We start from the raw sequence: 20591 nt of genomic DNA, 5'->3' as shown, positions 1-20591 counted from the left end.
TAACGAGACATGAACTTCAGTTGGGACGTGTTCTGGCAATACCTGCTGCGGCCGAGCGACATCTACCTCTACGGCCTCTGGCTGACCTGCGTGATCGCCGTCAGCGCCATGCTCCTGGGCTGCGCGCTCGGGCTGCTGGCGGCGCTGATGCGCCTTTCCACCAACCCTCTGCTGCAATACCCGGTGCGCTTCTACGTGTGGCTGATGCGCGGTACGCCGCTGCTGGTGCAGATCGTCTTCCTCTACACCGCACTGGCCGCCGGCGGCCTATTCCGCTTCGAGGACCTCGACCTGGGGCTGTTCATCCTGCCCGGCAACATCCAGGCGGCGATCATCGCCCTGGGCCTCAACGAAGGTGCGTACATGGCCGAGATCATCCGCGCCGGCATCGGCGCGGTGGACAAGGGCCAGTATGAGGCCGGCAAATCCCTCGGCATGACCTTCCCCAAGCTGATGCGCCGCATCGTGCTGCCACAGGCCTTCCGGGTGATCGTTCCGCCGCTGGGCAACGAGTTCAACGTGATGCTGAAGAACACCACACTGGTCAGCGTGATCGGCGTGCAGGAACTGCTGCTGAGCACCCAGATGGTCACCTCGGCGACCTTCCGCGTGTTCGAGTTGTACCTGGTGGTGGCGATCTACTTCCTCGCCCTGACCACACTGTGGGGCTTCTTCCAGCGCTGGCTGGAAGTGCGCTTCGGCAAATCCGACGGCCAGGCCGCCGCACCGAACCGCATGTTCGGTCGCCAGGCGATGAAACTGCTGAGGGGGCGTTGAGATGATCCCGGACATGAAAGACGTGGTGATCCAGGCCCGCGACGTGCACAAGGCCTTCGGCGAGCTGGAAATCCTCAAGGGCGTTTCCCTGGAAGTGCACCGTGGCGAAGTGGTGGTGCTGATCGGCGCCTCCGGCTCGGGCAAGACCACCTTCATCCGCTGCATGAACCACCTGGAAGACATTCAGGGCGGCAGCATCCGCGTCAACGGTGAGCTGATGGGCTACCGCGAGCGCCCCGACGGCAAGCTGGTACGTGACTCGGAAAGCAACATCGCCCACCGTCGCCGCGACATCGGCATGGTGTTCCAGCGCTTCAACCTGTTCCCGCACATGACCGTGCTGGAAAACATCATCGAAGCGCCGACCCAGGTACTCGGCATGCCCCGTGGCGAAGCGCTGGAGCAGGCGCGCCGGCTGCTCGCCCGCGTGCGTCTGTCGGACAAGGCCGAGCACTATCCCGGCCAGCTTTCCGGCGGCCAGCAGCAGCGCGTGGCCATCGCCCGCGCCCTGGCGATGAAACCCCAGGCGATGCTCTTCGACGAACCCACCAGCGCCCTCGACCCGGAAACCGTTGGCGAAGTGCTGCAGGTGATGAAGGAGCTGGCCGACGAAGGCATGACCATGGTGGTCGTCACCCACGAAATGGGCTTCGCCCGCGAAGTGGCCGACCGCGTGGTGGTCCTGCACCAGGGCGAACTCATCGAAGAAGGCCCGCCCGCGCAGGTCTTCGGCAATCCGCACCACCCGCGTACGCGGGAATTCCTCAGCCGTGTTCTCTGACTAATGAAGAAAGGAAAGCTCATGCGTAATGGAGTTCTGCTGTTCACCCTTCTCGCCTGCGCCACCGCCGCGCAAGCCGACGACAAGCTGGTGCGCTTCTACAACTGGTCCGACTATATGGGCCCGGACACCCTGAAGAACTTCGAGAAGGACACCGGCATCAAGGTCCAGTACGACGTCTTCGACACCAACGAAATGCTCGAAGCCAAGCTGCTCTCCGGGCACTCGGGCTACGACCTGGTGGTGCCGTCCAGCCAGTTCCTCACCAAGCAGATCAACGCCGGCGTCTACCAGAAGCTCGACCGCGCCCAGTTGCCCAACTGGAAGCACCTCGACCCGCGCCTGATGAAGCGCCTGGAAGCCGCCGACCCGGGCAACCAGTACGCCGTGCCCTACATGTGGGGCACCGTGGGCATCGGCTACAACTACGACAAGGTCAAGGCCGCGCTGGGCGACAGCGCGCCGCTGGACTCCTGGGACCTGATCTTCAAGCCTGAGAACCTGGCCAAGCTGCACGGCTGCGGCGTGGCCTTCCTCGACGCACCGGTGAAGATCATCCCGCAGGCCCTGCACTACCTGGGCCTCGACCCGAACAGCACGAATCCCGAGGACTACACCAAGGCCTCGGCGCTGCTGCAGAAGCTGCGTCCGTCGATCACCTACTTCAACTCCTCGAAGTACACCACCGACCTCGCCAACGGTGACATCTGCGTGGCCGTCGGCTACTCGGGCGACGTCATGCAGGCGCAGACCCGCGCCCAGGAAGCCGGCAAGAAGATCGACGTGCGCTACGTGATCCCCAAGGAAGGCGCCAACCTGTGGTTCGACATGCTCGCCATCCCGCGTGACTCGAAGAACCCCAAGGGCGCCCACGAGCTGGTGAACTACCTGCTGCGCCCGGAAGTGATCGCCCCGGTGAGCGACTACGTCGGCTACGCCAACCCCAACCCGGATGCCACGCCGCTGCTCGATGCGAAAGTGCGCGACAACCCCGGCATCTACCCCAGCGACGCGGTGATCGAGAAGCTCTACGTCTCCGCCGACCTGCCGCCGAAAATCCAGCGCGTGATCACCCGCGAATGGACCCGTATCAAGACTGACCGCTGAACCGAAGAGAGTTATCCATGCTGAGCTTCTCTGCCCACGAGTACCCCTACGCTTCCCAGCGCCAGAGCGTGTTCGCCCGCAACGGCATGGTCGCCGCCTCGCAGCCGCTGGCTGCCGAGGCCGGCATCGCCATGCTGCGTGCCGGCGGCAACGCCATCGACGCCGCCATCGCCACCGCCGCCGCGCTGACCGTGGTCGAACCCACCGGCTGCGCCATCGGCGGCGACGCCTTCGCCCTGGTCTGGGTCAAGGACCAGTTGCACGGCCTGGACGCCAGCGGCCACGCTCCGGCGTCCATTTCCATCGACAAGGTGAAAGCCGCCGGGCACGACAAGATGCCGGTGCACGGCTGGCTGCCGGTCACCGTGCCGGGCATTCCCTCGGCCTGGGCCGAGCTGTCCGCGCGCTTTGGCAAGCTGCCCTTCGCCGACCTGCTGCAACCAGCCATTGCCCTGGCCCGCGACGGCTTCCCGGTGTCCCCGGTGGTCGCCCACCAATGGGAAATCGCCCGCCGCGAATACCAGGAAAGCCGCGCCGCCGTGCCGGTGCTGGAAGCCTGGTTCGACACCTTCACCATTGACGGCGCAGCGCCGCGCGCCGGCCAGCTGTTCCGCAATCCGGCCCAGGCGAAAACCCTCGCCGAGCTGGCCGAGACGAAGTGCGAGAGCTTCTACCGTGGCGCCCTCGCCCAGCGCCTGGCCGCACATTCCGCCGCTACCGGTGGCGAGCTGAGCGCTGCGGACCTGGCCGGCTACAAGCCGAAGTGGGTCGAGCCGATCAAGACCAACTACCGTGGCTACGACATCTGGGAAATCCCGCCGGCCGGCCAGGGCCTGATCGCCCTGATGACCCTGAACATCCTTCAGGGCTACGACTTCGACCAGCGCGACAGCCAGCTCACCTGGCACCGCCAGCTCGAAGCGATGAAGAAAGCCTACGCCGACGGCCTGCACTACATCACCGACGCCGAGCACATGCGCGTCAGCACCACCGCGCTGCTCTCCGACGACTATGCCGCGCGCCGCCGTGCCGAGATCGGCGAGCACGCCGCCGAGCCCAGGCATGGCGACCCGCACTCCAGTGGCACCGTGTACATCGCCACCGCCGATGGCGAAGGCAACATGGTCTCCTTCATCCAGAGCGCCTACCACGGCTTCGGCTCCGGCGTGGTGCTGCCCGACAGCGGCATCGGCCTGCAGAACCGTGGCTCGGAGTTCAGCCTCGACCCGGCGCACTCCAACGCCCTGGCGCCGGGCAAGAAGACCTTCCACACCATCATCCCCGGCTTCCTCAGCAAGGATGGCGTGGCCGTCGGCCCGTTCGGCGTGATGGGTGGCTACATGCAGCCCCAGGGCCACGTGCAGATGGTGATGAATCTGGTGGACTTCGGCCTCAACCCGCAAGCAGCGCTGGACGCCCCGCGCTGGCAATGGCTGGGCGGCATGAAAGTCGGCATCGAGCAGCACGCCAACCGCGACCTGGCCTTCGGCCTGGCCCGGCGCGGCCACGAGGTGGAGATCGCCTGCGACCTCACCGACTACGGGCGCGGCCAGATCATCGTCCGCGACCCGCAGACCGGCGTGCTCTGCGGTGGCACCGAACCGCGCGCGGATTCGCACATCGCGGTGTGCTGATGCCACCTTGCGCCGCAACGGACGCCAGCCACGGCTGACTTCCGCTGCGGTGCAAGCCTCAGCCTTCCGGGCGCGCCTTGTCCTTGCGGCAGGCTCTGCCCTCGGGAGCCAGGGTGATCTCGACTCGCCGGTTGGCATTGCGCCCCTCCTCCGTCTCGTCGCTCGCCACCGGCTGGCTGTCTCCGGCGCCGCGGACCTCGAAGCAATCGTCAGGGATGTCGCCCATTCGCTGCATCCAGTCGCGAACAGCGGCTGCCCGATTTCGCGAGAGTTCCAGGTTGCGCCGGGCATCGCCGGTCGAGTCACTGTGGCCGGTGATGATGATCAGCCAGCCGGGCTGCGCCTTGATGTCGATCAGGCTGTTGACCAGTACCTTGTCCGACTCGGGGCGCAGCACGGCCCTGCCCGGCGGGAACAGCAATTGGCCGTCCAACCGCAGCGCCCGGGGTTCTGGCTGCGGCGAAGCAGGTTCGACCTGCACAGTCTGCCAGCCGCGGCTGTACGCCCAGGCAAACAGCCCCGTCAGCAGCATCAGCGCAACCAGCGCCAACAGCCATGGCCAGAGCCAGCGACGCCTGCGCCCGGCCGGCAAATCGCCCTGCTCCGGCTCCAGCGCCTCTGCTGCGGGCACTTCGGCATCAGGCTCACGCAGCACCGCAGGCAACGCCACAGGCATTGTGGCCGCTGGCGGATCGACCTTCGGCAGCGACGCTGCAACGCTGGCTCCCCGGGAGGCCGGCGGGTCCACTTCGGCCGACAGACGCCTGATCAGCCCCTGCACCTGGCTGCGCAGGGCCTCCAGCGAGGCCGGGGATACCTCCGCCCGGCGTTGCAGCAGTGCCTCCAGCTCCTCCAGTGGCTGCCCCAGTTGCAGCAGCTCCGGCAGGTCCGCGTCGGACAACGGCAGGCTGCGCAGCCACGCGCGCAGCTGTGCAAACAACCAATCGAGAATCTCCACGCGAACTGCCGCAGCACGTGGCCAGAGGCTGTTCCATTCGCCGGCCAGCAGCGTGCAGGTCAGCCGCAAGCCCTGGCTGCCCCCCGGCAGCCCATACAGGTGCGCCCTGGCCAGGGCAAAGGCCGTCACCGACTGCAACTCCATGCCGTGCTCGCGGAACAGCACCAGACCGAGGTGTTCTACCCGCGCCCAATCGACATCCGGCTGCGCCGGGTGGCTCAGTTTCGCCAGCTCGGAGCCCAAGGCGAGAAACAGGGCATGCCCCTGGGGATTGCCGCCCAGGCGCAGTTTCTCCTCGACTACCGCCCCTTCGTCATCCAGTTGCGTTGCCATCAGTGCACCAGATGATCGTGCTGCCTCGGATGGCGCATGAGCACCTTGCCCTGAGGGTCCAGCGTCGTGCCGAAAGTAGCGCGGGTACCGTCGCGAAGTTCGACTTCCAGGTTGTACTCCAGATGCCCCGGGAGCCTCTGTGGCAGCAGCTGCAGCACACTGTTGAAGTTGTTCTTGTTGATATCGAGCTTGCTTCGCTCGGACAGCGGGCGCTGCTCCTTGCCATTGCTGTAATCACCCATGACCATGAGTTTCAGCGGCAGCTCGACTTTCTTTTGCGCCCCGCCTGTGTGCAGGTCGAGCTTTATATTGACCCGTGCCTTGGGAACTTCATTCTGGAAACTATCAGATGCCATGATTACTCTGCCTTACAATCCCTTTGTTAATGCAAGCACGCCAACCAACTGCAGTTTCTAAACAGCCAACGCGCGCGACGAATCAGTACTTCAAGCCACTCCAGGTAAATGCCCCGCTCACCCGTTACATGCCTGCGGGCGGACATTCTCGAAGAGCTGTTGGAGACTGCCACGATCCGAAACTAATTCAACCGTGGCCATTAACCTTGGAGGACTTTGGGAATCGCCTTACAGGTCTAATTCGAAAATCTCTTCAAGAAATAAGATTTTTAAAATACCGGGAAGAAATTGTTCGTCTGAAAATTCAGATTTATTCATTCCCATATCTTCAATAAAAATTCGGGAAACGCGTCATCTCCCCAAGCCCCCGACGGCAAGATTCACCTCGTGCAAATTGTCTCGCTGCAGGGCTTGTGAGCCGAGCTGGGCAACCACTATCATGAGAAGCATTCTCAAATGATAAATATTCCGCCATGCACCCGCTCGACGCTCCGCTACACGCCGCCGTCAGTGAGCTCTATCAGCACCATCACGGCTGGCTGCAAGGCTGGCTGCGCCGGCGCCTGGGCTGTCACGAACAGGCAGCGGACCTGGCCCAGGACACCTTCACCCGTCTGCTCGGCTCGCGCCGGGTGCTGGAGGCCCGCGAGCCACGGGCCTACCTCACCACGGTGGCCAAGGGGCTGATGATCAACTGGTTCCAGCGCCAGTCGCTGGAGCGCGCCTATCTCGAAGCCCTCGCCGGCCTGCCGGAGGCACTTGCGCCCTCCCCGGAGCAGCGCTACCTGGTGCTGGAGACCCTGCATGAGATCGACGCCCTGCTCGCCCGCCTGCCGGACCCGGTGCGCCAGGCCTTCCTGCTGGCGCAGATCGAGGGGCTGAAGTACGAGGCCATCGCCGAGCGCCTGGGCGTTTCCCTTGGCTCAGTGAAACGCTACATGCAGCAGGCCTTCCGCCACTGCCTGGAGTTGATGGAGTGAGCGCCGCGGAGCCCATTGCCCCGCGCATCCTCGATGAGGCGGCGGACTGGCTGGTGCGCCTGCACCAGGACGCCAGCGAGGAAACCCGCCGCGCCTGCGCCGACTGGCAACGCCAGAGCCCGCAGCACGCCCGCGCCTGGGATCGCGCCGAGCGCCTGATGGGGCATCTCAGCAGCCTGCCGCCGGCACTGGCCTTGCCGACCCTAGGGCGTGAACGGCAACTCGACCGCCGCCGCGCGCTCAAGCAGCTTGCCGTGCTATTGGCCATCGCCCCGGTCGGCCTGACCGCCTGGCGCGCGCAGCCCTGGCGGGATTGGCTGGCCGACCAGCACACAGCAGTGGGCGAGCAACGCAAGCTGCCGTTGCCCGACGGCAGTCTGCTCACGCTCAATACCGACACTGCCGTGGACATCGCCTTCACCCCGGCGCAGCGCCTGGTGCGCTTGCTGCGCGGCGAAATCTTCCTCGACACCCGCGCGGACCGCCAGCCTTTCCTGGTTACCACCCGCGAGGGCCGGATGCAGGCCGCCGAAGCACGCTTCAACGTGCGCCAGGGCGACGACGCCACCAGTGTTGCGGTACAGCACGGGCGCGTGCAGGTCTCGCCGCTACGCGGTATCGGCCAATGGCTGGGGGCCGGGGAATCAGTGCTGCTTTCCGCCCAATCCATCAGCGCAACAGCGCCCATGCCAAATCCGGATGCCTGGACCCACGGCATGCTGATGGCCGACCGCATGCCTCTGCAGGCACTGCTGGGCGAGCTGAGCCGCTATCGGCGTGGCGTGCTGCGCTGCGATCCGGTGGTGGCGCAGCTGGCGGTCTCCGGGGCCTTCCCGCTGCTGGAGAGCAATCTCGCGCTAGCGATGCTGCAGTCCACCTACCCGTTGCGAATCCGCCGGGTAACAGACTTCTGGATCACCCTCACGGCGGCCTGAGAGTTGTCGCGAAGTGTTGATGGAAAATAATCACAAAAATAACTGAGACTTTTTCTCATTTCAGCTGGCAACAGGGGAACATCTCCCGACACCAAGCCCGCAGAGGCCCGAAGGTACCCCGTCCATGTCCAGCAGCAGAAACGCCCAACCCTCGTCATTGTCCCTCGCCGTGCGCACCGCCCTGTTCTCCCTGGCGGTGGCCGTCGCAGCCCCGGTGATGGCCGCGCCGGCCGCCGGCGAAGTGCGCAGCTACAGTATTGCTCCCGGCCCGCTGGGCCGTGCACTGGCCTCGTTCGCCGCCGAAACCGGCGTGCGCCTGTCCTTCGATCCGGCGCTGACCGATGGGCTGCAGAGCCCTGGCCTGATGGGCGATTTTTCCACTCGCAGCGCCCTCGAGCGCTTGCTGCAAGGCAGTGGCCTGGAGCTGGAGCAGCGCGGTGACGGCACCTTTACCCTGATCCGTTCGCCCAGCCCCGATGCCTTGCAGATGCAACCGTCGCTGATTACCGGCCAGGCCGCAGGGCCGGAAGACCTGCCGGCGGAGTACGCCGGCGGCCAGGTGGCACGCGGCGGACGCCTGGGTCTGCTGGGCAACACCGATCTGATGGATGCCCCATTCAGCATCACCAGCTACACCGAGAAGACCATCCAGGACCAGCAGGCGCGCAGCGTCGCCGATGTACTGCGCAATGAGCCCTCGGCGCAGATCGGCAGTGCGCGCACCAACCTCAACGAAGACTTCTCCCTGCGCGGCTTCCCGGTGGTCAGCGCCGACGTCGCCCTCAACGGCATGTACGGCCTGGCGCCATTCTTCCGCGTTCCAGTGGAAATGGCCGAGCGCGTGGAAGTGGTCAAGGGCCCGAGCACCATGCTCAACGGCATGCCGCCCAGCGGCAACGTCGGCGGCGCGGTGAACCTGGTGACCAAGCGTGCCGGCGACGAGCCGCTGACCCGCGTGACCATGGACTACCTGTCGGATTCGGTATTCGGCACCCATGTCGACGCCGGCCGCCGCTTCGGCGAAGGCAAGGAGTTCGGCGTGCGCTTCAACGGCGTGTACCGCAATGGCGATACCGCCATCGACAAGCAGGAACTGGAAGACGGCCTTGGCTCCCTTGGCCTGGACTACGCCGGCGAGCGTCTGCGCCTTTCCGCCGATTACATCTGGCAGCGCGAGGACCTCACCAACGTGGTCCGCCAGTTCACCGCCGGCCCCGGTGTGACGAAGATCCCGCATGCCCCGGACAACGACCTGAACTATCCCGGCTACGGCGATTCGGAGATGACCGACCGCACCCTGGTGTTCCGTGGCGAATACGACATTGCCGACTGGCTCACCGGCTACGCCGGCTATGGCGACCGCCGCAGCGAGATGGATGCGCTGGCCGGCAACCCGGTGCTGACGGGCAACCACGGCGACTTCGTTTCCAGCCCGGCCTGGCAGGTCTACGACGTTGGCTCGCACTCCGCCGAAGCCGGCCTGCGCAGCACCTTCGACACCGGCCCGGTGCAACACAGGCTGAATTTCGGCGCGACCCGCGTGGTGCAGAACTCGGACATCTTCTTCCTCTACACCGCCTTCCCGTCGCGTGCGTCGAATATCTACCACCCGGTCTACGAAGGCACGCCGAGCACCGACGGCTACCCGAAGAATGTGCAGAAGTACACCGCCCAAACCCTCACCAGCTATGCCCTGGCCGACACCCTGTCGATCCTCGACGGGCGCGTCGAAGTGACCCTCGGCGCCCGCAAGCAGCGTGTCGAATCGCAGAACTACGAGATGAACGTCGGCACTCCGGCGGGCGACGGCTACGACGAGGAAAAGACCACGCCGATGGGCGGCATCGTGGTCAAGCCGTGGCAGAACATCTCGCTCTACGCCAACTACATCGAGGGCCTGAGCCCGGGGGAAACCGCGCCCGTCGGCAGCGTAAACGCCGGCGAGATGCTCACGCCCTACGTCTCCAAGCAGAAGGAAGTCGGCGTCAAGGGCGAATGGGACGGTTTCGGCGCGACCCTGGCGGCGTTCGAGATCAAGCGCCCGAGCAGCGTCAACGACAACGGCCGCTTCACCCGTGGCGGTGAACAGCGCAACCGTGGCCTGGAGCTGAGCCTGTTCGGTGAAGTGAGCGAGGGTGTACGCCTGCTCGGCGGCGCGTCCTATACCCAGGCCAAGCTGACCAGAACCCAGGACGGCCAGTACGACGGCAACAACGGCATCGGCGTGCCGCGCCGGCAGCTGAACCTCGGCGGCGAGTACGACATCACCCAGGTGCCGGGCCTGACCGTCACCGCCCGCACTGTCTACACCGACGAGCAGTACGTGGACCAGGCCAACAACCTGAGCATCCCCGACTGGTGGCGCCTGGACCTGGGCGCACGCTACCGCTTCGACACCCTCGGCAAGCCCGTGGTACTGCGCGCCAACCTCGACAACGTGTTCGACAAGGACTACTGGGGCACCTCCACCGCCGGGTACCTGTACCTGGGCGAAGGGCGCACCCTGCAGTTGTCCGCGAGCGTGGACTTCTAACGAAGAAAGAGCCTGACGATGACCGCCAAAGCCCTCCGCACCTGGTACCTGGTGCACAAGTGGACCAGCCTGATCTCCACGGTATTCCTGCTGATGCTCTGCCTCACGGGCCTGCCGCTGATCTTCCACGAAGAGATCGAGCACACCTTCGAGCCACACCCGGAGCTCAAGCCGCTCACCGAGCAGTCGCCGCAGATCGACTACGACGACGTAGTGGCCCGCGCACTGGCCGCGCGCCCCGGCGAGGTGGTGCGCTTCGTGTTCTGGGAGCAGGACGACCCGCTCGGAGCGGTCATCACCGCGCCAACCCTGGTGCCGCCGCCGGACGATGGGCACGTGCAGCCGTTCGATGCGCGCACCGGGGAATTCTTCGACGCCCTGCCGCCGCCGGGCGGCTTCATGTACGTCATGCTCAAGCTGCACACCGACCTGTTCATGGGCCTGCCCGGATACCTGTTCCTCGGTGTCATGGGCTTGCTGCTGGTAGCCTCGCTGGTCTCCGGCGTGGTGGTCTACACACCGTTCATGCGCAAGCTGGACTTCGCTACCGTGCGCTCCCAGCGCAGCTCACGGCTGAAATGGCTGGACCTGCACAACGTGCTGGGCATCGTCACCCTCGCCTGGGTGCTGGTGGTTGGCGTCACCGGCGTGATCAACACCCTGGCGCTGCCGATCCTGATGCTCTGGCAAGGCGGCCAGCTGGCGGAAATGACCGCGCCGTACAAGGACGCACCACCGCTGGAGCGGCTCGGTTCAGTGCATAAAGCCATCGATACCGCGCGTAAAGCTGCGCCGGATATGGAGGTCAGCTTCGTCGGCTTCCCCGGCACGCAGTTCAGCAGCAAGCACCATTACGCCGTATTCATGCGCGGTAACACGCCGCTCACCGAGCGCCTGCTCAAGCCGGCGCTGGTGGATGCCGAAACCGGCGAGCTGACCGACATGCGCGAGATGCCGCTGTACGTGAAGACCCTGCTGCTGTCCCAGCCGCTGCACTTCGGCGACTACGGCGGCATGCCGCTGAAGATCGTCTGGGCGCTGCTGGACATCGTCAGCATCGTCATCCTCGCCAGCGGCCTTTACCTGTGGCTTGGCCGGCGCCGCACGCCCATCGAGAAACGCCTGGCGGAACTGGATTCCGGCGGCCTGGCAACGGAGGGCAAGGCATGAGACGCGGACTCTGGATGATCTTCCGCTGGCCCATCGCGCTGGCCGTGCTGAGTACCTTCGGGCTGCTCTCGGCACTGCTTGGCGACGGGGTTTTCGATGTGCTGTCGTGGATTTCCCTTGGTGTTCCGCTGCTGCTGATCGTCTTTGTAGGGATGAGAATGCCCCGCCGACCCAAGGAGCCCCGCTGAAATGACCGCCATGCCACCCCAGGCGCCGACCCTCAACCTGCGTCCGCTGATGTTCGAAACCTTCGTCTGCACGGTGGCCGTGATGTCCTTCGTCGCGCTGATCGGCCCGGTGGCGCGCACCCTGGGCCTGGCGCCCTGGCAGGCGGGGATGACGGTGACCGTCGGCGGCATCGCCTGGATGCTCATGGCCCGCGTCTGGGGCATCGCCAGCGACCGCCTGGGCCGCCGCCGCGTACTGCTCAGCGGCCTGGCCGGCTTTGCGCTGACCTACGCCCTGCTCTGCGCCTTCATGGCCCTGGCCCTGAACACCTCGATGTCACCGCTGCCGGCATTCATCGGCATCGTTGCGCTGCGCGGCCTGGCAGGCGGCTTCTATGCCGCCGTGCCGGCCTGCTCGGCGGCGCTGGTGGCCGACCATGTGAGCGCTGACAAGCGCGCCTCGGCCATGGCCGGGCTCGGTGCAGCCAGCGCCGTGGGCATGGTGGTCGGGCCGAGCTTCGCCGGCCTGCTGGCCATGCTCGGCCTGGCCCTGCCGCTGCTGCTGACCTGCCTGCTGCCGCTGTTGGCCCTGGGGGTGCTGTGGAAGTGGTTGCCCGACAGCCAGCGCCTCAGCGAACGCAAGGGCCCGGCCCTGGCGATCAGCGACCGGCGCCTGCGTCGTTCGCTGACCCTGGGCTTCATTGCCATGGTCTGCGTCACCGTCGCGCAGATGACCGTCGGCTTCTTCGCCCTCGACCGCCTGCAACTGCCGCCCGCTGATGCCGCCCGCGTCGCCGGCATCGCCCTGACCTCGGTGGGGGTGGCGCTGATCTGCGCGCAGATGCTGGTGCGCAAGCTGAACTGGGCACCGCTGCGGCTCATCGGAGTGGGCGGCGTAATCTCGGCACTAGGCTTCGCCTCGGTGTGCTTCGCCATTGCACCGTGGATGCTCTACGCGTCGTGCTTCGTCGCTGCTGCCGGCATGGGCTGGGTTTTCCCCGCCGTCTCGGCGCTCAACGCCAACGCCGTGGAAGCCGACGAACAGGGCGCCGCCGCCGGCAGCCTGGTCGCCGTGCATGGCCTGGGCATGATCACAGGCCCGCTGCTGGGTACCCTGCTGCACCAGGTCGACAGCCGCGCGCCTTACCTGCTGATTGCCGTGCTGCTGGTCCTGGGCGTGGCCTGGACCGTGCTGCCGCGCAAGGGCGCGGTTGCATGACGATCGCCGACGGCCTGCTGCTGGTGCTGCTCGCCGTCGCCCTGCTGGGCTGGTGGCTGCGCCGCCGCCCGCTGGTGCTCGGCTCTGGCCTGCTGGCGCTGCTTCTGGCGCTCTACGACCTCTGGGATGATCGCTGGCAAGCCGGCATGGCAGCCACCACCGCCCTGCTGCTGGTTCTCGGGCTGCTGTTGCGGAGAAAGCGCCCGGTTCGGGTAGCGGTCTGGTCAGGGGTATTCTTTACCCTGCTGGTGGGTGTGGCCGTCGCCGCCCTGTATTTCTTCCCGCTGTCGCCAATGCCCAAGCCCAGCGGGCCCTATCCGGTGGGCGTGCGTGACTTCGAGCTGATCGACCCCAGTCGCACCGGCCTGCTCGGCGCCCCCGCCGGCAAGGCGCGCCGGCTCCTGGTGCGCGTTTGGTATCCCGCGAGGCCGGCCATGGGCGCACAGCCCCGCAACTACTTCAGCGAAGCCGAAAGCCGCAGCACCGCACACGGTTTCGGCGAGCTGTTGCATTTCCCACCGTTGCTCACGCACCTCCGCCACCTGCGCACCAATTCCTACGAGAGCGCGCCACTGCGGGATGACCTCGGCCGTCTGCCCGTGGTGCTCTACAGCCACGGCTACGGCTCGTTCGCCGGCATGAACGGACGAATCATGGAAGAGCTGGCCAGCCACGGTTATGCGGTCTATTCCGTGCAGCACACCGGCGATGCCTCGCCCACGCTGTTCCCCAACGGCGAAGTGGCGCCCACCGACCCGGCGCTCTACGACCACCTGCGTGATGCCTTTGAACACGGCTTCTCGCCGCTCCTGCTGCAAGGCTACGGCGAGGACGACCTGGCCCGTCGCCTCGACGGCCAGTTGCGCTTCGCCACCGAGCTCAAGCCGCCGGCGGACCGTGCCATCCACCTCAGCGCGCCGATCTGGCTCGCCGACCGATTGTTCGTCCACGATCGCCTGCAGGCCGGCGAAGTGCCGCCGAATGTGGCTGACCTGGTGGCCGCCAGCGATTTCAGCCGCGTCGGCGAGATGGGCATGTCCTTCGGCGGCTCGACTACCGGCGCCGTGTGCATGGTCGACAAGCGCTGCGCCGCGGCGGTCAACCTCGACGGCGGCGACTTCGATTTCACGCCATTCGATGCCGACCTGCCGGTGCCGCTGCTGATGCTGCATTCGGACCTGGCGCTGTTCTACCGCATGCTGGGTCTTGCGCCACCGGCGCAACCTCGCAGCTTCAACGACTTCTCTTACGAACGTATCGAGCACGCCGGGCAGAATCCGCGCATCCATCGTCTGGTCATGCGCGATGCGTTGCATGCTGGCCTCACCGACAATGCGCTGTACATACGCCGGCCACTGCGCGACAGGCTGATCGGCAGCGCGCCCACCGATGTGCTGATCGAGGCGCCCGCGGCGCTGGTGCTGGGCTTCTTCGACCACTACCTGCGCGGTAGCGACAACGGCTTCCCGCAGGCGCAAATGGCGCCCTATGCCGCCTGGCTGACGCCCTACAGCAATCGCGCAGTGAGCCAATGGTGGGCGGGCCTGCCGGAAGCCGAACGGGAACAATGGCAGGAGCGCATTCGCGCTATGCAGGCGCAGCGGCAGGCGCTGGACCAATAGTCCGATCACGGATCGGCACGTAAGGCCCCCCATCGCGGACGAAGTCCGCTCCTACGTGAAAGTTCTGCGCTCGGCTCGGCCCTCACCCTGACTGCGCGCCCCGCTCAGGGGGAGAGGGAACCGTCAGGTGCAGGATGAAACCTCAGTGCCAGCCGGATAGGGCTGCCCCCTCTCCCTGAGGAGCGGGGCGCGCAGCCAGGGCTGGGGTGAAGGGGATACATTGGTACGGACTCCCCAGGAAAAGACAGTTGCTCCTACACGAGCCTCCATGAGCGTAGGAGCGGACTCCGTCCGCGATTGGGCGCGCCTGGCTCAGAAAGCCAGCAGCGAATCACGCATGCCAGCAGCGATACCAGCCATCCTGCTCGGTCACTTTCAGCGGAGCCTGGTACAGCGCCGACAGGTTTTCACTGGTCAGAATCTCCGCCTTCGGCCCGTCGGCCACCACCTTGCCATTGGCAATCAGCACCACCCGTTCGATTTCCGGGATGATCTCGTCGAGGTGGTGGGTGGTGATGATCATGGCGTGCTGCGGGCCGCAGAAGCGTCTCAGCAGCGTGAGCATCTGCAGGCTGGCGCCCATGTCCAGGCCGTTGGCCGGCTCATCGAGGATCAGCGCACGAGGCCCGTGGATCAACGCGCGAGCCAGCAGCAGACGGCGTTTCTGGCCGGTGGACAGGCGCTGGAACATGCGCTCGGCATAGCCATCCATTTCCACCGTGGCGAGCAGTTCATGGGCCTTCGCGACCTGCTCCGGCGTCGGTTGCAGGTGTCCGTGGCTGCCAATGGCGCCGAAGAAGCCGGAGATCACCACATCCAGCGCCTGGGTGAACGGCGTGTAGTCTTCCTGCAGATCCTGGGAGACGAAGCCGATGCGGCTGCGCAGGTCCCACAGGGTGACATTCTGCAGACCGAACAGGTCCAGCGAGCTGCCCGGGCGATCCACCGGATAGAGTTCGCGGCTGATCAGCTTGAGCAGCGTACTCTTGCCGGCGCCATTGGGGCCAAGGATCGCGACCTTCTCGCCTTCGCCGATATGCAGGGAAAATCCATCCAGCACGCAGGTCTGCTGTTGGTAGACGGTGACATTGTTGAAATCGATCATTGGGCAATTCATGTCCGGGCCTGGGGCAGCCGCTGACATTAGGCGCCTTGGGCTTCCTACTCAAGCCTTCATCGAATCGCAACTACGCTTTCCACATTTCCCAGCCACGAGCGCGCCGCGATGAGTGAACAGGAACCGCCCAGCCTAGATGACGATATCTGCGTCCATATCTTCTCCGTCTCGGCCACCATGGTTGGCGTGTGCCTGACGGTGATCGGCATCATCCGGGTGATCCTCACGCTGCGCCGGGAAGACCTGATCATCGATGACCTGGTGGCCGTCAACATGATGTTCTACTTGGTCGCGGCCTTCTGCTCCTACTGGAGCCTACGTACCCACCGCACCCTGCGCGGCTGGCGGATGATGCGGGTCGCAGACGCGACCTTTCTGGCAGCGCTGGTGTTCACTGCCGTCAATGCCGGGTTCATCACCTGGATGATGACCTCCGCGCCCACGCCTGCCTGAACCGTCCGCGGGCCCAGCCCCTGCATCTGGTCCGCAGAGGTAATAACAGGCGGGTCTTTGGGAAAATACCGACTGTTTCGTCTCGCCCTCCTCTCGACAATCGCCGCACTCCTGGCACTGGCTGCCGGAGCCGTTCCGCCCCTGCGCGCGCCAAGGCCCAAACGGCCACGCCGGGTCGAATTTTCCATCGATTGGAGACTCAGATGTTAGAAGCAATCATCCAGCAGGCCGCCGAGCGCGGCATGCACCACAAGGCGGGGCGTTTCATCGGTCTGTTGGCCGAATCCATCGTCAACACGCGCACCGGTGGCTTCGCTGGATTCCGCAATCGCTTCGAGGCGGCTGGCCTGGCCGACCTGCTGCAGCAATGGATCGGCATCAAACCCGCCGACAACGTGCTGCAACCGGACCAGTTCAATGCCGGTCTGGGCAGTGATGAGTGCAACCGCATCGCTCGTCTGCTCGACGTCCCGGTCGGCGCGGTGAACATGGCCGGCGCCGAGGCACTGCCCAAGGTGATCGGCCTGCTGACCCGCGAGCAAAGAACCCCCGTCACCCTCCCGCCGGCTTTCTCCGCCCTGCTGCACAACGCGCCAGTCAAACAGCGCAAGGGCCTGGGCTGGCTGTTCTGGCTGCTGCTCGCCGGCCTGCTTGGGCTGTTCATCCTCGCCGTGAGCAACTGCCAGCCGCAGCCCAAGCAGGTCGCCGCACCGCTGCCAACACCGGCTGCGCCGCAACCCACGCCCGCCCCCGCCGAAGTGCCCGCGCCGGTCGAGCAGGCCGCCGTCCAGGAACCCGTGGCGCACCTGCCCGCCGAACTGGAACTGCAGAGCACCGACGGCCAGGTGGCCATCAGCGGTCGCCTGGGTGACGAAGGTGAGAAGCAGCGGCTGATCGATGCCCTGCAAGCCCACTTCGGCGCAGACAAGGTCAGCGGCGACATCCAGATCGATCCGCAGACTCTCCCGGCCGGCTGGCTGGACAAGCTGATCGCAGCGCTGCCGGCACTTGGCGTCAACGGTCTGAAGATCGGCTTCGACGGCGACAAGCTCAACATCGATACCTCGGCACTGCCGGAAGATCAGCGCTTCGATCTCAGCCAGAAACTGCGCGAGCTATTCAGCGGCTATTCCATCAGCGGCCTGTGGGAGCGCGCCACTGCCGCCCTGGCCGGCCTGAAGCAGGGCTTCGGTGCGCAGGACCTGGTCAACGCCCTGAACCTGATGCAGGTCCACTTCGAGAGCAACTCCGATCGCATCTCCGCCGACAGCCAGGACATCCTCGAGCGTGCGGCAGACGCTATCCAGGCCGCTGCACCGGGAACGCGCATCGAGGTAGGCGGCCACAGCGACAGCGTGGGCACCGATGAGGCCAATCTCACCATGAGCCAGAAGCGCGCCGACGCGGTAGCCGCCAGGCTGGCGCAGCTGGGTGTGGCGGCCGATTCGTTGATCGCCAAGGGTTACGGGCAATCGCGCCCGGTGGCGGACAACAGTACCGAGGAAGGCCGGGCGAAGAACCGCCGTATCGAGTTCACCGTGCTGACGCAGTAAGCGTCACCGGCGCCATCGGGCCTCGCCTGAGGCCCGATGGCGCCTCACACCGCTCATCTGAAAGCGCTCGCCAGCCGCCCATTTCGTAAAACATTCGTTACACCGGCAACCCCGGCGCACCATCAGTCCCGCGCCTGCCGGCAACAGCGAAATGCTTGCCTGGCTATTGAAATCCATTGCCGTTATGCCGGAATGATCATTGACAGCCTGATGGGGCTTCAGTGAGATGGCCTTTCGTTCAGGCAAATGGCATTGCCGACTGACTGTGTGTGCGTTGTGTCTGCAATGCCGCGATGACGAAACTTCGGCGATCCCGACGGTCGCTTCCGGACGTTTCATGGTTTCATCGACACAGGAGATGCCGGCGATGTTGAACCAGGCACCCCGCGATACCCAGGACGTTGAATTCGACGAGCAATTCTTCCTTGCCTTCGAGATCCAGGTTCTGCAGAAGGCCCTGCCGGCCTTCGAAGAGGCCTCGCGCTTCGCCCGCGACCGAGGTCTGCGCTGCAGCGTGGAACTGATCACCAATGCCGAGGGGCACCCCGAACTCAGCCTGTCGGCCACCCAGCGCAACGACTTGCCGGACAGTTGCTACCGTCTGATCGCCGATCCGGCGTCGCAAGGCGTCGTGCATGAGGAGTTCACCGCAGTTAACCGACGCACGCGCCGCCAGGGCGCGCGTTTGTCGACGCTGACCTCGCGCTCGCTGGAACTGCAACTGGAGGCCTTCTTCATGCATGCCTTCGGCATGCGCCTGGACTACAACGTCCTGCGCCTGGACTACTCTTACGAGCATGTTTCCGGGCTTTAGGCCTTATCCGACACCACCGGTCGTCGGTTCGGCCGGTGGCGGACCGAGCGTTCCGTCGGACAGTTCCTGCGAAGGATGATTTATGGCAACGATGAACGCGCCGAAGTCGCTATTATTCGCGCCCTGTGCGCCACCTCGTGCGTGTTTCCTCGTCGTCGCTTCGCCATGAATGAATTCCTCGTGCATTTTCAGGACGGTCACTGCCTGGGCAAGACCGTGCTGCGTTCGTTTTCCCGTCAGATGACCCTTTCCGAGGCGCGTGTGCGCCTGCAGGCCTGCTACCCGCTGCGTGTTCCGCACCTGCTGAACATCCTGCACCTGACGCCGATGCTGCCCGGCCGCTGATCCGCCGGCACCCGTACAGTTTTCCTGCGCCACTGTGCCTGCCTCGCGCGGCCAGCCGTGGCTAGAGTCGTTCGTCCCGATTTCGTGCCGACTTACAGGAATACGCCATGGCCGACCTGCAGATTCGCCCCGCCAGCGCCGAAGACGTGCCCGCCATGCTGGCACTGATTCTCGAGCACGGCCCCAATGACTGGAACTTCCTGCCCGCGGGGCCGGTGCGTGAGCACTTCGAGGCTATCGCCAGAGGGGAAATCCAGGCCCTGGTCGCCGTCGCTGGCGACGACTTGCGCGGGCTGGTCACCTACCATGAAAGCGCAGCGTTCAGCCGCTTCCAGCGCGATGGCGGCGGCCGCCACGCCTACATCGCCGAGGCCACGGTGCATCGAGGCGAAGCCAGGCGCGGCCTCGGTACGCGCCTGCTGCGCGCCGCCATCGCCGACCTGAGCGCCCGCGGCCTGCCGGACATCTACTGCGAGCGCCACGAAGAGAATCCCGGTTCCGCCGGCATGATGCGCAAGGCCGGTTTCCGCGAACTGGCCACCTTCGACGACCCGCAGCGCCGCCCCAATGGCTCGCGGCGCACGACGATCTGCTACCTGGATGCCCGCGCAGCCTCCGTCTGAACCTCAGCCAACGCCGCCAGAGCCTGGCGCGCCGCTTCACCGGCCTGCGTCAGCACCTGGCGCTTCCAACCGTCCTCATCCACGTAGAAAGCATCGCGCAATTGCCTGCGGATGCGCTGCGCCTGTTGCGCCGGCGCTGCGGGGTTGTTGTTCAACCACTGCTCCGCCCGCAGCGCCTTGAGCACCTGGATGCCCGGCAGCGTGCCGTACTCCAGGGTGATTGCGGTCAGCTCCGCCTGCGGGCATTCGCTGGCGGCGGCCAGCATCATCTGCCCCTTGAGCGGCACCGACACCGAATCGCCCTTCTGCGAAGACGTCACCTGCGCCCCCCACCAGCGTCGCGCGCGCTCCAGCGACTCGCCAGCGTTCTCGCCCACATGGATGCGCTCGCCGTGGCCCTTGGGGCCAAGCCCGGTGTGCAGGTCGATCCAGCCGATCCGCGCGCATTCCCGCGCGTGCCGGCGCAGCACCTGGCGCACCGCCAGGTTGCTCCAGGTCGGCTGATCACCCATGTAGAACAGGCCCCGCGGGTGGCTGTCCTGGCCACTGGCGATGGCGGCCTGCAACTGCTTGCGACCATGGCGCATGGTATAGCGCAACAGACGCAGGTGACTGCCGATGGATGGCCAGCGACGGGGTACCAGGATCGCGTCAAGCGCCGCATAGGCCTGGTTGCGCTGGCGCGGCTGGGAAAAGTCGAGGAAGTTGCGGTTGAGGTCAACGTTCTCGTGGGTCCAGCGGCGCCACCAGGAGAAGCCATAGGGATTGGCCGCATGCAGGTAGAGCACCGCGCAATCGGTCTTGGCGCAGAGCTCCAGCCAGTCAGGGTCGTTGAGCAGCGCGATCTGCACTGCCGAGCCGCAGAAGCCCTCCACCCCGTGGCAGCCGCTGCTGATGATCAGCAGGTTCTGCGCATCGGCAGGGCCGCTGCGTGCCACATCCAGTGCCAGGGGCTCGCCTTCGCGGCCAGGCAGCGGATGCCGGTGGGATTCGACGACCAGGCCAGCCGACAGGCAGGCCGCAAGGAACTTGCCACGCGCTTCGGCGTAGCTCTGGGAAAAGCAGGCAGACGGGGTCATCACCGCTCCGGATGATCGCATTCAAGTCAGGGGAA

The 20591-nt window shown here is 65.7% G+C and carries 20 protein-coding genes; 16 read left to right on the top strand and 4 right to left on the bottom strand.

The genetic code is table 11. The features are described 5' to 3' along the window. Positions 1–9 precede the first annotated feature (9 nt). From L6D89_RS14185 to L6D89_RS14170, 4 genes are read left to right on the top strand one after another with little or no spacing between them, the layout of a single operon-like run. A complete protein-coding gene (locus tag L6D89_RS14185; protein WP_236173445.1) occupies positions 10–777 on the top strand; it encodes an amino acid ABC transporter permease in 768 nt (255 codons plus the stop codon). 1 nt (position 778) lies between these two features. Next, entirely contained in the window at positions 779–1558 is a 780-nt protein-coding gene (locus L6D89_RS14180; RefSeq protein WP_236200169.1) for an amino acid ABC transporter ATP-binding protein, read from the top strand. Between the two features lie 21 nt (positions 1559–1579). Then, entirely contained in the window at positions 1580–2665 is a 1086-nt protein-coding gene (locus L6D89_RS14175) for a polyamine ABC transporter substrate-binding protein (RefSeq protein ID WP_236200168.1), read from the top strand. Between the two features lie 17 nt (positions 2666–2682). Beyond that, the gene (locus L6D89_RS14170; RefSeq protein ID WP_236200167.1) at positions 2683–4299 is read left to right on the top strand and encodes a gamma-glutamyltransferase family protein; all 1617 of its coding nucleotides are present in this window, start codon (positions 2683–2685) and stop codon (positions 4297–4299) included. A 58-nt stretch (positions 4300–4357) separates the two neighbouring features. Here L6D89_RS14170 and L6D89_RS14165 read toward each other — a convergent pair whose 3' ends face one another. Beyond that, on the bottom strand, positions 4358–5590 hold the full coding sequence (locus L6D89_RS14165; protein ID WP_236200166.1) for an OmpA family protein: 1233 nt from the start codon (positions 5588–5590) through the stop codon (positions 4358–4360). After that, positions 5590–5946, bottom strand: coding sequence for a type VI secretion system contractile sheath small subunit (locus L6D89_RS14160; protein WP_236200165.1), 357 nt, complete (start codon positions 5944–5946; stop codon positions 5590–5592). Before L6D89_RS14160 ends, L6D89_RS14165 begins: the two co-directional genes overlap by 1 nt. Positions 5947–6419: 473 nt before the next feature. Here L6D89_RS14160 and L6D89_RS14155 point away from each other — a divergent pair, with 473 nt between their 5' ends. From L6D89_RS14155 to L6D89_RS14125, 7 genes are all read left to right on the top strand, one after another. Next, complete coding sequence (locus L6D89_RS14155; RefSeq protein ID WP_236173474.1) at positions 6420–6926, top strand: sigma-70 family RNA polymerase sigma factor; 507 nt, start codon at positions 6420–6422, stop codon at positions 6924–6926. Continuing rightward, positions 6923–7861, top strand: coding sequence for a FecR domain-containing protein (locus L6D89_RS14150; protein ID WP_236200164.1), 939 nt, complete (start codon positions 6923–6925; stop codon positions 7859–7861). The genes L6D89_RS14155 and L6D89_RS14150 overlap by 4 nt, the downstream gene beginning before the upstream one ends. 124 nt (positions 7862–7985) lie before the next feature. After that, positions 7986–10394, top strand: coding sequence for a TonB-dependent receptor (locus L6D89_RS14145; protein ID WP_236200163.1), 2409 nt, complete (start codon positions 7986–7988; stop codon positions 10392–10394). Positions 10395–10412: 18 nt separating this feature from the next. Beyond that, positions 10413–11564 carry a PepSY-associated TM helix domain-containing protein gene (locus L6D89_RS14140; RefSeq protein ID WP_236200162.1) on the top strand — a complete coding sequence of 384 codons (1152 nt, stop codon included), beginning with the start codon at positions 10413–10415 and terminating at the stop codon, positions 11562–11564. After that, entirely contained in the window at positions 11561–11752 is a 192-nt protein-coding gene (locus L6D89_RS14135) for a hypothetical protein (protein WP_054909294.1), read from the top strand. Before L6D89_RS14140 ends, L6D89_RS14135 begins: the two co-directional genes overlap by 4 nt. Before the next feature lies 1 nt (position 11753). Further along, positions 11754–12950: an MFS transporter gene (locus L6D89_RS14130; RefSeq protein WP_236200161.1), complete on the top strand. Its 1197-nt coding sequence runs from the start codon at positions 11754–11756 to the stop codon at positions 12948–12950. Next, positions 12947–14572 (top strand): alpha/beta hydrolase family protein, encoded by a 1626-nt coding sequence (locus tag L6D89_RS14125; protein WP_236200160.1) that lies wholly within the window; start codon positions 12947–12949, stop codon positions 14570–14572. The genes L6D89_RS14130 and L6D89_RS14125 overlap by 4 nt, the downstream gene beginning before the upstream one ends. Before the next feature lie 331 nt (positions 14573–14903). Here L6D89_RS14125 and L6D89_RS14120 read toward each other — a convergent pair whose 3' ends face one another. Further along, the gene (locus L6D89_RS14120; protein ID WP_236200159.1) at positions 14904–15677 is read right to left on the bottom strand and encodes an ABC transporter ATP-binding protein; all 774 of its coding nucleotides are present in this window, start codon (positions 15675–15677) and stop codon (positions 14904–14906) included. 120 nt (positions 15678–15797) lie between these two features. Here L6D89_RS14120 and L6D89_RS14115 point away from each other — a divergent pair, with 120 nt between their 5' ends. The 5 genes from L6D89_RS14115 (at position 15798) to L6D89_RS14095 (ending at position 19477) form a co-directional block, all read left to right on the top strand. Continuing rightward, positions 15798–16142, top strand: coding sequence for a hypothetical protein (locus tag L6D89_RS14115; protein WP_236173481.1), 345 nt, complete (start codon positions 15798–15800; stop codon positions 16140–16142). Positions 16143–16345: 203 nt separating this feature from the next. Further along, positions 16346–17695, top strand: coding sequence for an OmpA family protein (locus L6D89_RS14110; RefSeq protein WP_236200158.1), 1350 nt, complete (start codon positions 16346–16348; stop codon positions 17693–17695). A gap of 367 nt (positions 17696–18062) precedes the next feature. Beyond that, positions 18063–18509 carry a hypothetical protein gene (locus tag L6D89_RS14105; protein ID WP_236173483.1) on the top strand — a complete coding sequence of 149 codons (447 nt, stop codon included), beginning with the start codon at positions 18063–18065 and terminating at the stop codon, positions 18507–18509. Between the two features lie 165 nt (positions 18510–18674). After that, on the top strand, positions 18675–18854 hold the full coding sequence (locus L6D89_RS14100; protein ID WP_024762799.1) for a hypothetical protein: 180 nt from the start codon (positions 18675–18677) through the stop codon (positions 18852–18854). Between the two features lie 107 nt (positions 18855–18961). Further along, on the top strand, positions 18962–19477 hold the full coding sequence (locus tag L6D89_RS14095; RefSeq protein WP_236200157.1) for a GNAT family N-acetyltransferase: 516 nt from the start codon (positions 18962–18964) through the stop codon (positions 19475–19477). Here L6D89_RS14095 and L6D89_RS14090 read toward each other — a convergent pair. After that, the gene (locus tag L6D89_RS14090; protein WP_236200156.1) at positions 19447–20556 is read right to left on the bottom strand and encodes a M14 family metallopeptidase; all 1110 of its coding nucleotides are present in this window, start codon (positions 20554–20556) and stop codon (positions 19447–19449) included. The genes L6D89_RS14095 and L6D89_RS14090 overlap by 31 nt on opposite strands. Positions 20557–20591: the final 35 nt, after the last annotated feature.

The sequence above is a fragment of the Pseudomonas pseudonitroreducens genome (assembly GCF_021603645.1).
In the GTDB taxonomy this organism is placed as follows: domain Bacteria; phylum Pseudomonadota; class Gammaproteobacteria; order Pseudomonadales; family Pseudomonadaceae; genus Pseudomonas; species Pseudomonas pseudonitroreducens.
The sequence above is the reverse complement of the archived record's forward strand: the minus strand, read 5'-3'. Positions and strand labels throughout refer to the sequence as shown.

What these genes read in the sequence shown, in the direction of transcription:
- L6D89_RS14185 (WP_236173445.1), top strand. Translation starts at nt 10, where the DNA reads ATGAACTTCAGTTGGGACGTGTTCTGGCAATACCTGCTGCGGCCGAGC.
- L6D89_RS14180 (WP_236200169.1), top strand. Translation starts at nt 779, where the DNA reads ATGATCCCGGACATGAAAGACGTGGTGATCCAGGCCCGCGACGTGCAC.
- L6D89_RS14175 (WP_236200168.1), top strand. Translation starts at nt 1,580, where the DNA reads ATGCGTAATGGAGTTCTGCTGTTCACCCTTCTCGCCTGCGCCACCGCC.
- L6D89_RS14170 (WP_236200167.1), top strand. Translation starts at nt 2,683, where the DNA reads ATGCTGAGCTTCTCTGCCCACGAGTACCCCTACGCTTCCCAGCGCCAG.
- L6D89_RS14165 (WP_236200166.1), bottom strand. Translation starts at nt 5,590, where the DNA reads ATGGCAACGCAACTGGATGACGAAGGGGCGGTAGTCGAGGAGAAACTG.
- L6D89_RS14160 (WP_236200165.1), bottom strand. Translation starts at nt 5,946, where the DNA reads ATGGCATCTGATAGTTTCCAGAATGAAGTTCCCAAGGCACGGGTCAAT.
- L6D89_RS14155 (WP_236173474.1), top strand. Translation starts at nt 6,420, where the DNA reads ATGCACCCGCTCGACGCTCCGCTACACGCCGCCGTCAGTGAGCTCTAT.
- L6D89_RS14145 (WP_236200163.1), top strand. Translation starts at nt 7,986, where the DNA reads ATGTCCAGCAGCAGAAACGCCCAACCCTCGTCATTGTCCCTCGCCGTG.
- L6D89_RS14140 (WP_236200162.1), top strand. Translation starts at nt 10,413, where the DNA reads ATGACCGCCAAAGCCCTCCGCACCTGGTACCTGGTGCACAAGTGGACC.
- L6D89_RS14135 (WP_054909294.1), top strand. Translation starts at nt 11,561, where the DNA reads ATGAGACGCGGACTCTGGATGATCTTCCGCTGGCCCATCGCGCTGGCC.
- L6D89_RS14130 (WP_236200161.1), top strand. Translation starts at nt 11,754, where the DNA reads ATGACCGCCATGCCACCCCAGGCGCCGACCCTCAACCTGCGTCCGCTG.
- L6D89_RS14125 (WP_236200160.1), top strand. Translation starts at nt 12,947, where the DNA reads ATGACGATCGCCGACGGCCTGCTGCTGGTGCTGCTCGCCGTCGCCCTG.
- L6D89_RS14120 (WP_236200159.1), bottom strand. Translation starts at nt 15,677, where the DNA reads ATGATCGATTTCAACAATGTCACCGTCTACCAACAGCAGACCTGCGTG.
- L6D89_RS14115 (WP_236173481.1), top strand. Translation starts at nt 15,798, where the DNA reads ATGAGTGAACAGGAACCGCCCAGCCTAGATGACGATATCTGCGTCCAT.
- L6D89_RS14110 (WP_236200158.1), top strand. Translation starts at nt 16,346, where the DNA reads ATGTTAGAAGCAATCATCCAGCAGGCCGCCGAGCGCGGCATGCACCAC.
- L6D89_RS14105 (WP_236173483.1), top strand. Translation starts at nt 18,063, where the DNA reads ATGTTGAACCAGGCACCCCGCGATACCCAGGACGTTGAATTCGACGAG.
- L6D89_RS14100 (WP_024762799.1), top strand. Translation starts at nt 18,675, where the DNA reads ATGAATGAATTCCTCGTGCATTTTCAGGACGGTCACTGCCTGGGCAAG.
- L6D89_RS14095 (WP_236200157.1), top strand. Translation starts at nt 18,962, where the DNA reads ATGGCCGACCTGCAGATTCGCCCCGCCAGCGCCGAAGACGTGCCCGCC.
- L6D89_RS14090 (WP_236200156.1), bottom strand. Translation starts at nt 20,556, where the DNA reads ATGACCCCGTCTGCCTGCTTTTCCCAGAGCTACGCCGAAGCGCGTGGC.